Source organism: Micromonospora sp. MH33 (assembly GCF_003013775.1).
Classification (GTDB): Bacteria; Actinomycetota; Actinomycetes; order Mycobacteriales; family Micromonosporaceae; genus Micromonospora; species Micromonospora fulviviridis.
In genome coordinates this window covers 1-12,546 of record NZ_MUYZ01000207.1, presented here as the reverse complement: position 1 = coordinate 12,546, position 12,546 = coordinate 1, and the positions used below count along the sequence as shown (strand labels likewise).

Annotated in this window: 10 protein-coding genes and 1 pseudogene; 2 read left to right on the top strand and 9 right to left on the bottom strand. The window is 70.4% G+C overall.

The genetic code is table 11. The annotated features are described in order from the left end of the window. The 3 genes and pseudogenes from B0E53_RS25465 to gyrB all read right to left on the bottom strand — a co-directional run. Positions 1–342: pseudogene (locus tag B0E53_RS25465) on the bottom strand (DUF3566 domain-containing protein); the annotation flags it as partial. Between the two features lie 3 nt (positions 343–345). After that, the gene (gene gyrA / locus B0E53_RS25460) at positions 346–2,871 is read right to left on the bottom strand and encodes a DNA gyrase subunit A (RefSeq protein WP_107078357.1); all 2,526 of its coding nucleotides are present in this window, start codon (positions 2,869–2,871) and stop codon (positions 346–348) included. A gap of 130 nt (positions 2,872–3,001) precedes the next feature. Then, a complete protein-coding gene (gene gyrB / locus B0E53_RS25455) occupies positions 3,002–4,948 on the bottom strand; it encodes a DNA topoisomerase (ATP-hydrolyzing) subunit B (RefSeq protein WP_107078356.1) in 1,947 nt (648 codons plus the stop codon). A gap of 526 nt (positions 4,949–5,474) precedes the next feature. Here gyrB and B0E53_RS25450 point away from each other — a divergent pair. Next, a complete protein-coding gene (locus B0E53_RS25450) occupies positions 5,475–6,029 on the top strand; it encodes a hypothetical protein (RefSeq protein ID WP_107078355.1) in 555 nt (184 codons plus the stop codon). Here the strand turns inward: B0E53_RS25450 and B0E53_RS25445 are convergent. Next, entirely contained in the window at positions 6,014–6,508 is a 495-nt protein-coding gene (locus B0E53_RS25445) for a MarR family transcriptional regulator (RefSeq protein WP_107078354.1), read from the bottom strand. The two genes, B0E53_RS25450 and B0E53_RS25445, sit on opposite strands and share 16 nt — an antisense overlap. Positions 6,509–6,579: 71 nt before the next feature. On the opposite strand from B0E53_RS25445, the gene B0E53_RS25440 reads away from it, so the two are divergent. After that, entirely contained in the window at positions 6,580–6,834 is a 255-nt protein-coding gene (locus B0E53_RS25440; RefSeq protein ID WP_348639674.1) for a hypothetical protein, read from the top strand. 3 nt (positions 6,835–6,837) lie between these two features. Here the strand turns inward: B0E53_RS25440 and B0E53_RS25435 are convergent, their stop codons facing one another. The 5 genes from B0E53_RS25435 to dnaA form a co-directional block, all read right to left on the bottom strand. Next, entirely contained in the window at positions 6,838–7,452 is a 615-nt protein-coding gene (locus tag B0E53_RS25435; protein ID WP_107078353.1) for a DciA family protein, read from the bottom strand. Then, complete coding sequence (gene recF / locus B0E53_RS25430; RefSeq protein ID WP_107078352.1) at positions 7,442–8,575, bottom strand: DNA replication/repair protein RecF; 1,134 nt, start codon at positions 8,573–8,575, stop codon at positions 7,442–7,444. Before recF ends, B0E53_RS25435 begins: the two co-directional genes overlap by 11 nt. 16 nt (positions 8,576–8,591) lie before the next feature. Beyond that, positions 8,592–9,464 carry a phosphogluconate dehydrogenase (NAD(+)-dependent, decarboxylating) gene (gnd, locus tag B0E53_RS25425; protein ID WP_107078351.1) on the bottom strand — a complete coding sequence of 291 codons (873 nt, stop codon included), beginning with the start codon at positions 9,462–9,464 and terminating at the stop codon, positions 8,592–8,594. Positions 9,465–9,504: 40 nt separating this feature from the next. After that, complete coding sequence (gene dnaN, locus B0E53_RS25420) at positions 9,505–10,638, bottom strand: DNA polymerase III subunit beta (RefSeq protein ID WP_107078350.1); 1,134 nt, start codon at positions 10,636–10,638, stop codon at positions 9,505–9,507. 760 nt (positions 10,639–11,398) lie between these two features. Continuing rightward, a partial coding sequence (gene dnaA, locus B0E53_RS25415; RefSeq protein ID WP_107078349.1) for a chromosomal replication initiator protein DnaA occupies positions 11,399–12,546 on the bottom strand: 1,148 nt, incomplete at its 5' end.

Sequence of the window (12,546 nt, the reverse complement as noted above, 5' to 3'; positions counted from 1 at the left end):
ACCGGTGGTGCCGGTGGACGGCCGGGCTGCCGCCGCCGGCGTGGCCGGCTGCGGGGTCGTGGCGGGCTTCGCCGCGGCCGGGGCGGCCAGGCCGTCGGCCGACGTCGGGGCGTCGACCTTCGTCTCGGCCTGGTCGGACGGCCGCGAGTCCTCGCCGGGATTGTCCGGTGGCGGTGCCATGCCGGGGGCCCGGGTGAACTTCGGGGCAGGCGCGTCGGCGGGGACGGTGGCCCGGCCCACGGCCGCGCGGCCGGTCGCTGGTGTACCGCCCTGTGCGGCCTCCTCGTCGACCGGGTTGGCCGAGGTCCCCTTGTTCCCCGACTTCGCCTGTGTCTCCGTCATCAACTAGTCCTGTTCGTCAGGCTCGTCGGCATTGCGAGCAATCGCCACGATAGTCACGCCGTCCGGGAGGTCCATCAGCTTGACCCCCATTGTGTTCCGGTCCCGCGTACGGCGTACAGGCTTCACCGGAGTCCGGATGACGCCACCGTTGCTGGTGATCGCGAACAGCTCGTCGTCCGGGCTGATCACCACCGCACCGACCAGACCACCGCGTCGCTCGGTGATCTTCGCAGTCAGCACGCCCTTACCTCCCCGGCCCTGGACCGGGTATTCCTCGATCGGGGTACGTTTCGCGTATCCCCCGTTCGTCGCGACCAGCACGTCCATTTCCATGCCCTCGCGGACGACCTCCATCGCCAGGAGGACATCCTCCTCGCTGAACCGCATGCCGATCACACCCGAGGTGGCCCGGCCCATCGGGCGCAGCGCCTCGTCGCTGGCGTTGAAGCGGATCGCCTGGGCGTTCTTGGAGACCAGCAGCAGGTCGTCGGTCGGGGCGACGAGGGCAGCACCGACCAGCTCGTCCTCATCGCGCAGGTTGATCGCGATGACTCCGCCGGAACGGTTGGAGTCGAACTCCTCAAGCCGCGTCTTCTTCACCAGGCCGTTCTTCGTGGCCAGTACCAGGTAGGGCGCCACCTGGTAGTTCGGAATTTCGATGATCTGCGCGATCTGCTCGTCCGCTTGGAAGGCGAGCAGATTGGCCACGTGCTGGCCCTTGGCCACCCTACTGGCTTCGGGAAGCTCGTACGCCTTGGCCCGGTAGACCCGGCCCTTGTTCGTGAAGAACAGGATCCAGTCGTGGGTGGAGCATACGAAGAAGTGGCTGACGATGTCGTCCTGCCGCAGTGTCGCCCCGCTGACGCCCTTGCCGCCGCGCCGCTGCGAGCGGTAGAGGTCGACCTTGGTGCGCTTGGCGTACCCGGTGCGGGTGATCGTGACGACCACGTCCTCGCGGGCGATGAGGTCCTCCATCGAGACCTCGCCGTCGAACGGCACGATCTTGGTGCGCCGGTCGTCGCCCCACTTGGCCACGATCTCGCCCAGCTCCTCGGAGACGATCCTCCGCTGCCGCTCGGGCTTGGCCAGGATGTCCTTGAGGTCGGCGATCTCCACCTCGAGCTTGGTCAGGTCGTCCAGGATGCGCTGCCGCTCCAGGGCGGCCAGCCGGCGCAGCTGCATGTCGAGGATCGCGGTCGCCTGGACCTCGTCGATCTCCAGCAGCCGGATCAGGCCCTGGCGGGCGTCCTCGACCGTGGGCGAGCGCCGGATCAGGGCGATCACCTCGTCGAGCGCGTCCAGCGCCTTGGCCAGACCGCGCAGGATGTGCGCCCGCTCCTCGGCCTTGCGCAGCCGGAACGCGGTCCGTCGGCGGATGACCTCGATCTGGTGCTCGACGTAGTAGCGGAGGAACTGGGCCAGGTTGAGCGTGCGCGGCACGCCGTCGACCAGCGCCAGCATGTTGGCGCCGAAAGTCTCCTGGAGCTGGGTGTGCTTGTAGAGGTTGTTCAGCACCACCTTGGCGACCGCGTCGCGCTTGAGCACGAGCACGATCCGCATGCCGGTACGCCCGGAGGACTCGTCGCGGATGTCGGCGATCCCGGCGAGCTTGCCCTCCTTGATCAGCTCGGCGATCCGCTCGGCCAGGTTGTCCGGGTTGACCTGGTATGGCAGTTCGCTAACCACCAGCGCCGGCCGGCCGCGCTTGTCCTCCTCGACCTCGACCACGGCGCGCATCCGGATCGAGCCGCGCCCGGTCCGGTAGGCGTCCTGGATGCCGGCCTGGCCGACGATCAGGCCGTGGGTCGGGAAGTCCGGGCCCTTGACGATCTCCAGCAGCGCCTCGAGGGTGGTGGCCTCGTCGGCCTCCGGGTTCTCCAGACACCACTGCACGGCCGCACCGATCTCGCGCAGGTTGTGCGGCGGGATCTTGGTCGCCATGCCGACCGCGATGCCCTCGGAGCCGTTGATCAGCAGGTTGGGGATGCGGGACGGCAGGATCGTGGGCTCCTTGGCCCGGCCGTCGTAGTTGTCCTGGAGGTCGACGGTGTCCTCGTCGATGTCCCGGAGCATCTCCATCGCCAGCGGGTCGAGCTTGCACTCCGTGTAGCGCATCGCGGCGGCCGGGTCGTTGCCCGGCGAGCCGAAGTTGCCGTTGCCGTCGACCAGCGGGTAGCGCAGCGACCAGGGCTGCGCCATCCGGACCAGCGCGTCGTAGATGGCCGAGTCGCCGTGCGGGTGGAACTGACCCATCACGTCACCGACGACGCGGGAGCACTTCACGTAGCCGCGGTCCGGCCGGTAGCCGGAGTCGAACATGGCGTAGAGGATCTTGCGGTGGACCGGCTTGAGCCCGTCCCGGACGTCCGGCAGGGCCCGCCCGACGATCACGCTCATCGCGTAGTCGAGGTACGAGCGCTGCATCTCGACCTCGAGCCCGACCGGCTCGATCCGGTCGTGCGCGACGACCGCGGCGAGTGTCTCCGGGGTCTCCGGCTCGTTCGGCGTGGACTCGGGAGTATCGGTCACTGTTAACCCTTATCAGACTCAGAGTCGTTTTCGTGCTGTGGATAACGGCTGTGGAAACCGGCCAGACTGTGGATAACTCTGTGGACCGCCGGGTCGGCAGGTGGATCTCCGGCCGACCCGGCCCGGTCCGTCAGATGTCCAGGAACCGCACGTCCTTGGCGTTGCGCTGGATGAACGACCGGCGCGCCTCGACGTCCTCACCCATCAACACGCTGAACAGCTCGTCGGCGGTTGCCGCGTCGTCGAGCGTGACCTGGCGCAGGGTGCGGGTCGCCGGGTTCATCGTGGTCTCCCACAGCTCGGGATAGTTCATCTCGCCGAGACCCTTGAACCGCTGGATGTCGTCCGGCCGGGCGTTGGGCTTCTTCTGCTGGCGCAGCGCGATCAGCCCGTCCCGCTCCCGGTCCGAGTACGCGTACTGCGCGTCGTCGCCCTTCTTGTTCCACTTGATCTTGTAGAGCGGCGGGGCGGCCAGGTAGACGTGACCCAGCTCAACCAGCGGTCGCATGAAGCGGAAGAGCAGGGTGAGCAGCAGCGTCTGGATGTGCTGGCCGTCGACGTCGGCGTCGGCCATCAGCACGATCTTGTGGTAGCGCAGCTTCTCGATGTCGAAGTCGTCGTGGATGCCGGTGCCCAGCGCGGTGATGAGCGCCTGGACCTCGTTGTTCTTCAGCACCCGGTCGATCCGGGCCTTCTCCACGTTCAGGATCTTGCCGCGGATCGGCAGGATCGCCTGGGTCCGCGGGTCGCGCCCCTGCTTGGCCGAGCCGCCGGCGGAGTCGCCCTCGACGATGAACACCTCGGACTCGCGCGGGTCGGTGGACTGGCAGTCGGCCAGCTTGCCCGGCATCGAGCCGGACTCCAGCAGCGACTTGCGCCGGGCCAGCTTGCGCGCCTGCTGCGCGGCGATCCGGGCCCGGGCCGCCTGGGAGGCCTTCTGAATGATCATCTTGGCCTCGGCCGGGTTGCGGTCGAACCAGTCGACCAGCCACTCGTTGCAGACCCGCTGCACGAAGCTCTTCACCGGCGTGTTGCCGAGCTTGGTCTTGGTCTGGCCCTCGAACTGCGGGTTGGCCAGCTTGACCGAGATGATCGCGGCCAGGCCCTCGCGGATGTCCTCGCCGGAGAGCTTCTCGTCGCCCTTGAGCAGCTTCTTGTCCGCGCCGTAGCGGTTGACCACGCTGGTCAGCGCGGAGCGGAAGCCCTCCTCGTGCGTGCCGCCCTCGTGGGTGTTGATCGTGTTGGCGAAGGTGTAGACCGACTCGCCGTAGGACTCGTTCCACTGCATGGCGATCTCGACCGACATGCCCTCCTCCTCGGCGTCGAACTCGACCACGGTCTTGTGGATCGGGTTCTTGGAGGCGTTGAGGTGCCGGACGAAGTCGGCGATGCCGCCCTCGTAGTAGAAGGTCACCTCGCGCTGCCGGCCGTCCTCCTCCTCGGCCACCCGCTCGTCGAGCAGGTGGATGCGGAGGGCACGGTTGAGGAAGGCCATCTCCTGCAGGCGCCGGTAGATGGTCTGGAAGTCGAAGTCGACCGTCTCGAACACGTCGGGGTCGGGCCAGAAGGAGACCGCCGACCCGGTGCGGTCGGTCGTCTCGCCCTTCTCCAGCGGGGTCGGCTTCGAGTTGTGGTACTGCTGCCGCCAGACGAAGCCGTCCTTGTGGATCTCCACGGCCATCCGGGTGGAGAGCGCGTTCACCACCGACACGCCGACGCCGTGCAGGCCGCCGGAGACCGCGTACGCCTTGCCGTCGAACTTGCCGCCCGCGTGCAGCACGGTCAGCGCGACCTCGACACCCGGCTTCTTCAGCTTCGGGTGGAGGTCGACCGGGAAGCCACGCCCGTTGTCGGTGACCCGGACGCCACCGTCGGCCAGCAGCACCACGTCGATGGTGTCGCAGTAGCCGGCCAGCGCCTCGTCCACCGCGTTGTCGACGACCTCCCACACGAGGTGGTGCAGGCCGCGTTCACCGGTGGACCCGATGTACATACCGGGCCGCTTCCGGACCGCCTCCAGGCCCTCGAGAACGGTGATCGACTCGGCGCCGTACTTCTTGTTGTCCTCCGCTGCCACCCTCGGCCACTTTCTCGCGCCGCCGCGCCAGGGCGCGGGGCGCGGGTTCGGCGGACAGGACGCGACGTCGGCGCGCACGGACCGGTCCCCGGATCTCCAGGTCACGAATCGCGTACGCCGGTCGCCGCGGTTGCCCGCGGATCGCGATCGGCTCGACCCGATCCGGGACAATGATCAAGGGCCCGGTGGGCCCGTGTCCGTCGCTCCGTGTCGGGTCTTTCGTCTCGCCGTCAATCTTACTGTGCGCAGCCGACCAAACCGCCACTCGGCACCCCCTCCGGGGCGGCTGAGAATGCCGTAGCGGGCCGAATCGCGCTGTCCGCGACTCCCCCTACACGCCAGGGCCTGATCGAGGGCGCGGCCGGCACGGATCGGTACCGGCGGGTGACCGACCGGGGGTCGCGGCGGGACCTGCCGTGCCGTACCTTTTGCGGCGCCGCCGCCTGCGGTCTTGATCTTTCGCGGACCGAACCGGGACGATCGACCCGACCGGTCGGACAACGTGCTTGTTGAGAGGTGACGCCAGATGGGGCTGGACAACGTCGCGGTGCACTGGCCGCGGACCGGCCGCTTCTACGATCCGGTCGCGCCGGCCGAGTTCGTCGACTTCGGCGAGATCGTGGACATGCCACGCATCTCGGCACCGACCGCCGCGCTCGCCGAGCTGATCGCGAAGACCGGCACGGTGCGGGCGACCGCGTACACCGAGCTGGTCGACCTCATCCTCGGGCTGGAGAATGTGCTCTACGCCACGGAGAACTCGGCCGAGGACGAGGACCCGGTGATCGACCCGGACGGCTGCTCCTGGATCGCCGACGGTTTGGAGAAGTTCGTCGCCCGGCACCGCCCGTTCGGCGAGGCGGTCACCTTCGAGTCGGTGAGCGAGGTGCTGCGCTCGCTGCTCGGCGACGGGCGCCTGGCCGAGCAGCAGCTCCGCTGGCTCGACAGCCGGCTGGACAAGCTGCGCGACGAGAGCGGCGAGCCGCCGCAGTGGAACTTCACCTGCGCCGAGCTGAGCGTGCTCGCCGCCTTCTACCGGCGTTGCGCCGAGCGTGGCTTCGCGGTCTACGCCGACGCCTGACCCGGCTGCCCGGCGGCGCCGGGCTCGGCCGTCACGGCCCGGTTGGCCGCCGCGATCACCTCGGTCAGCACGGTGTGCAGGTGCCGCAGGTCCGCCAGCGGCAGGCCCAGCCGCTGCACGATCGCCGGCGGGATGCGCTCGGCCTGCGCCCGGAGGGCCTGCCCGCTGGCGGTGAGCGAGACGGCCAGGCTGCGCTCGTCCGAGGCGTCCCGCTCCCGCCGAACGTAGCCGGCGGCTTCGAGCCGCTTGAGCAGCGGCGACAGCGTGCCGGGGTCGAGCTGCAGCAGCCGGCTCAACTCCCGCACGGACAGCGGCGCGTACTGCCAGAGCGCCAGCATGACCAGATATTGCGGGTGGGTGAGCCCCATCGGCTCCAGCAGCGGCCGGTAGACCGCGACGACGCCGCGCGCGGCGACGGAGAGCGCGAAGCACACCTGCTGCTCCAGCGCCAGGGGATCGCCATCGAGCTGGTCGGCCACCCTCGTCCTCCTCGTCGTCGTTGCGATCGTAGCAACGATTGGTGTACCAATTATTGGCGTACCAATCGTGCGTGGTCGGTGAGGGAGAGGGCGAGCGGATGAGCGGCGACGAGCAGGTGGGCGACGCTTCCGGCAGGGGCGGCCGCCTCATGGGCTGGGTGTTTCGCAACCTCGCCGGCCCCTCCCAGGTGCAGGGCGCGGTGCAGGGCGGCTCGCGGCTGGCCCGCGAGGCGTGGAAGCAGGACCTGGAGCGGCGCAAGCAGTGGAGCCGCGAGCAGCGGGAGCTCAAGCGCGCCCAGCGGGAGGCACGCCGCACTGACCGGTGACGGTCAGCCGTAGGTGTCGCGGGGGCCGCGGCCGCGCACCCGGCGCGGGCCGCGCGACCAGGACGGCGCGGCCGGGCCGTGGATGTGCAGCTTGCGCACCACGTTGTGGCCCACCTCGCGGGCGATCTGCTTGAGCAGCGAGCCGGCGAGCAGCCGCAGCTGGGTGGCCCACGCCGTCGAGCGCGCCTCCACGGTCAGCTCGCCGTTCTCCAGCTTCACCGGGCGGCTGTTCTGCGCCACCTCCGACCCGACCACCCGCTCCCAGGCGCCGAAGACCGTCGCCTCGGCCGCCGGCTGCTGCCAGCCGCGGGCCTTGACCAGCTTGTCCAGCACGGCACCGAGCGGCTGCGGGTCCCGCGGGTCCGGCCCCGGGCCGGAGTAGCCGCGCAGCCGCTTCTCACCGTCGCCCCGGACCGCGCTGCGCCGCCGGGTGCCCGCGGCCGTCTGCCGGCGGGCCTTCGCGGCGTCCAGCACCGCCCGGGCCAGCTCCGGCCCGGCCGCCCCCTCCGGCGGGCCCGCGCCGCCCTCACCGCCCGGCTTCGCTTCCGGCCCCTCAGGGGTACGCCCACCGCGTCCCGGCCCCAGCCGGGCGGGCGGGAGCTGCACCTCATCCGACACGCCGTACCGTCCCCTCGCCCACCGCGTACCGGGTGCCCCGCAGGGTCGCCGGCACGTCGTCGTCCACGGCGCACGTCACCAGGAGCTGGCTCGCGCCGCCGACCAGCTCGGCCAGCCGCTCCCGCCGGCCGGCGTCCAACTCGGCGAAGACATCGTCCAGCACCAGCACCGGCTCGATCCCGTCGGCGCGCAGCAGGTCGTACCCGGCCAGCCGCAGCGCCAGGGCGTACGACCAGGACTCGCCGTGGCTGGCGTAGCCCTTGGCGGGCAGCGGACCGAGGGTGAGCGCCAGGTCGTCGCGGTGCGGGCCGACCAGGGTGGTGCCCCGCTCGATCTCCGCCGACCGGCTCGCGGTCAGCGCCGCGCCGAGCGCGTCGACCAGCGCCGCCCGGTCCGTGGTCGACTCGGGCAGCTCCACCGACGGCCGGTACGCGATCCCCGCCGCGCCGCGCCCCGCCGCCACCGCGTCGTACGCCTTGGCGACGTGCGGGGTCAGGGCGGCGACCAGCTCCAGCCGGCCGGCGAGCAGTTCCGCGCCGTGGTGCGCCAGGTGGGTGTCCCAGACCGCGAGGGTGGACAGGTCCCCGCCCCGCGACCCGCCCGTTTTCCGGGCCAGGTACGCCGTCCGTAGCAGCGCGTTGCGCTGCTTGACCACCCGCTCATAGTCGGCCCGCACCCCGGCATACCGGGGCTGGCGGGTGACCAGCAGGTCGTCCAGGTAGCGGCGGCGCTCAGCCGGGTCGCCGCGGACCAGCTCCAGGTCCTCCGGGGCGAAGAGCACCAGCCGCAGCGCACCGAGCACGTCCCGGGCACGGCGGGCCGGGGAGCGGCCCAGCCGGGCCCGGTTGGCCTTCCCCGGGACGATCTCCAGCTCGATCAGGAGTTCCCGGCCCTCGTGCACCACCGCGCAGCGGATCACCGCCGAGGTGGCGCCCATCCGGACCAGCGGGGCGTCCGTGGCGACCCGGTGCGAGTCCAGGGTCGCCACGTAGCCCAACGCCTCGACCAGGTTGGTCTTGCCGACGCCGTTCGCGCCGACCAGCACGTTCGGGCCCGGCTCCAGGTCGACGCCGACCCGCTCGTACGAGCGGAAGTCGACCAGTTCGAGCCGGCGGACGTACACAGGCTGTGGATACCGGTCAGCGCTTGTGGACGGCGTGGCCGCCGAACTGCTGGCGCAGCGCGGCGACGGCCTTCATGGCGGGCGAGTCTTCCTGCCGGGAGGCGAACCGGGCGAACAGCGAGGCGGTGATGACGTTCAGCGGCACGGCGAGCCGGACCGCCTCGTCGACCGTCCAGCGGCCCTCGCCGGTGTCCTCGGTGTAGCCGCTCAGCTCGGCCAGCTCCGGGTCCTCGTCCAGCGCCCGGTCCAGCAGGTCGAGCAGCCAGGACCGGACCACGGTGCCCTCGCGCCAGGACTTGAAGACGCCGGGCACGTTTGTCACCAGCTCGGACGCGGCCAGCAGCTCGTAGCCCTCGGCGTAGGCGTGCATCAGGCCGTACTCGATGCCGTTGTGCACCATCTTGGCGTAGTGGCCGGCGCCGACCGGGCCGGCGTGCACGAAGCCGAACTCGCCCGCCGGCTTGAGCACCTCGAAGATCGGCATGAGCCGCTCGACGTGCTCCTGGGCGCCGCCGACCATCAGGGCGTACCCGTTCTGCTTGCCCCAGACGCCGCCGGAGACGCCGACGTCGATGTAGCCGATGCCCTGCTCGTTGAGGCGCTCGGCGCGCGGGGCGTCGTCGCTGAACCGGGAGTTGCCGCCGTCGATGATGATGTCGCCCTCACCGAGGACGCCGGCGAGCTCGTCGATGGTGGCGTCGGTGACGCCGGCCGGGACCATCACCCAGACCGCCCGGGGCGACTCGAGCTTCTCGGCCAGCTCCGCGAGGCTCGCGACGTCGCTCAGCTCCGCGTTGCGGTCGTAGCCGACCACCTCGTGACCGGCTGCGCGCAACCGCTCGCGCATGTTGCCGCCCATCCGGCCGAGTCCTACCAGGCCGAGCTGCATCTGTTCCTACCTCCGTACGTCTGGGTGGTGCTGCCGTCGATCAGCGGGACACGCGGATCGGCATGATGAGGTACCGGTACCCCGGGATGACCTCGCCATCCTCGCCCGCTGGGGAAATCACCGCGGGCTTGAAGGCGTCGACGAACGCCAGCTGGGCGTGCTGGGCGCCCAGGTTGGTCAGGCCGTCGATCAGGTACTGCGGGTTGAAGCCGATGGTCAGCGGGTCGCCCGTGAAGGTCGCCTCCATGGCCTCGCTGGCCCGGGCCTCCTCGGTGCCGCCGGCCTCGACCACCAGGCCGTCGGAGCTGAAGCTGAGCAGCACCGGGGTGGTCCGCTCGGCGACCAGCGCCACCCGCTTGACCACCTCGATGAGCGTGGCGACCGGGACCCGGGCCTCGGCGTTGTGACTGGCCGGGAAGAGCGAGCGCACCGGCGGGTAGTTGGCCCCGTCGAGGAGCCGGCTGGTGGTCCGGCGGGTGCCGCCGGAGAAGCCGATCAAGCCCTCGCCCGCGCCGCCCTGGGAGAGCGCCATGGTGACGTGGCCGCCGAGCGGGCCGAGGGCCTTGGCGGTGTCGTGCAGCGTACGGGCGGGCACCAGCGCGTTGAGGCTGATCTCCGGGTCGTCCGGGTTCCACTCCATCTCGCGCAGCGCCAGGCGGTAGCGGTCGGTGGCGAGCATGGCCAGCGTGCTGCCGGAGAGCTCGATCCGGACGCCGGTCATCATCGGCAGCGTCTCGTCGCGGCCGGCGGCCACGGCCACCTGCGCCACGGCGGCGGCGAACGCGGCCGCGTCGACGGTGCCGGCGCTCTCCGGCATCTCGGGCAGGGTCGGGTAGTCCTCGACCGGCATGGTCGGCAGGGTGAACCGGGCACTGCCGCAGACCAGTTCCAGGTGCGCGCCGACCGCGGCGATGTCCACCGGCTTGGCCGGGAGCGCCTTGGTGATCTCGGCGAGCAGCCGGCCGGAGACCAGGGCGGCGCCGTCGGCGTCACCCTGCACCTCGACGGTGACCTGGCTGGAGACCTCGTAGTCGAAGCCGGAAACCTGGAGGTTGCCGTCGGTGACCCGGAGCATCACCCCGGCCAGCACCGGTACGGAGGGTCGGTTGGGCAGGCTCTTGGCGGTCCACGCGACCGCCTCGGCGAGCGCGTCGCGCTCCACTCGGAACTTCATCAATGCCTCCGCGTCGACGTCAGCGACAACTCTCTCATGCCGACCGCTGCCACCCGTCCCGCCCGACCGTGCGGGTACCCATCGCACCTTAGGGCGCGTGGGCATCGGCTGTGCGCCCGACCCCGTGGATCCAGGTGCCCGGGCGACTGCCGGCGGCAGTGCTCCGGCCCGATCCACAGGAAGTCCAACGGTGATGATTGGTTTTTGTTGTTTAGAAGAGATAACTCATCGTCTTCATCGCACCTGTGCAAACTGTGGAGAACCGGCGTCCGCCCAGGTCAGACAGGTTATCCACCGGTGGTTTCGCTGTGGAGAACCAGGGGTACAACCCGTGTCCCGGTCCACAGCCGTCGCCAGCCGCCGGGTTTTCCACGGCTGTCCACCGGTTGTCCACCGCTAATCCACCGGGTTTCTCCCCAGTGTTGTGGACAGCGCCGACGGTGCCGACAGTCGTCATCCCCAGAACCTTCAACAGGTCGCCCACAGGCCGACCGTCGTCGGTGGACAACCCGACCGTCGTCCCCAGGCGTCCACAGCATCGTCCCCAGGGGTTGTCCACAGTCTGTGGGTAACCGGGTCGGAACCGAGCGTGGTTATCCACCGCCTGTGGCACAGGGGATGTGGACAACCGGTCCGAGTTGTGGATGAACACGACCCCGATCGTGGGCCCTGCACCGGGTCGAGGGTCAAGCTCCGGCTCGCCACAGACACGAAAAAGCCCGGCCGGTGGGCCCGGCCGGGCGTCGTGTCGGCGTACGGATCAGGTGGTCTGCTTGATCCGGTTGGTCAGCTCGGCGATCTGGTTGTAGAGCGAGCGCCGCTCCGCCATCTGCTGGCGGATCTTCCGGTCGGCGTGCATGACGGTCGTGTGGTCCCGGCCGCCGAACGCCTGCCCGATCCGGGGCAGCGACAGATCGGTCAGCTCCCGGCACAGGTACATGGCCACCTGGCGGGCGTTGACCAGCACCCGGGACCGGGAGTGCCCGCGCAGGTCCTCCAGGCTCACCCCGAAGTAGTCCGCGGTGGAGGCCATGATCTGGTCGGCGTTGATCTCCGGTCCGGCGCCGTCCGGCATGAAGTCCCGCAGCACCTCCTCGGCCAGCGACAGCTCGACCGACGAGCGGGTGAGGCTGGCGAACGCGGTGACCCGGATCAGCGCACCCTCCAGCTCCCGGATCGAGTTCGACACCCGGGAGGCGATGAACTCCAGCACGTCCGGTGGGGCGTACATCCGCTCCTGCGCGGCCTTCTTCTGCAGGATCGCGATCCGGGTCTCCAGGTCGGGCGGCTGGATGTCGGCCAGCAGCCCCCACTCGAACCGGGTTCGCATCCGGTCCTCCAGGGTGGCGAGCTGGCGCGGCGACCGGTCGGAGGTGATCACGATCTGCTTGTTGGCGTTGTGCAGGGTGTTGAAGGTGTGGAAGAACTCCTCCTGCGTCCGCTCCCGGTTCTCCAGGAACTGGATGTCGTCGATCAGCAGGATGTCCACGTCACGGTAACGGCGCTGGAACGCGCTGGTCTTGTCGTCCCGGAGCGAGTTGATGAAGTCGTTGGTGAACTCCTCGGTCGAGACGTACCGGACCGAGCGGGCGTTGCCGAGGGTGGTGGCGTAGTGCCCGATGGCGTGCAGCAGGTGGGTCTTGCCCAACCCGGAGTGGCCGTAGATGAAGAGCGGGTTGTACGCCTTCGCCGGCGACTCGGCCACCGCCACGCTCGCCGCGTGGGCGAAGCGGTTGGACGAGCCGATGACGAACGTCTCGAACATGTACTTCGGGTTGAGCCGGTTGCCGCCACTCTCGGCCCCGCCGGGCAGCCGCCGGTCGGCCTGGCCGCCGGGACGGTGGTCGGGGGTGCCGCGGCCGGGGCCGCTGTCCGTGGCGCCGTCGCGGGGCAGGCCGCGCAGCGGCG

Bases quoted from the DNA above. Each gene is read 5' to 3' on its own strand.
- B0E53_RS25450 (WP_107078355.1), top strand. From the start codon at position 5,475: ATGGGGCTGGACAACGTCGCGGTGCACTGGCCGCGGACCGGCCGCTTC.
- gnd (WP_107078351.1), bottom strand. From the start codon at position 9,464: ATGCAGCTCGGCCTGGTAGGACTCGGCCGGATGGGCGGCAACATGCGC.
- dnaN (WP_107078350.1), bottom strand. From the start codon at position 10,638: ATGAAGTTCCGAGTGGAGCGCGACGCGCTCGCCGAGGCGGTCGCGTGG.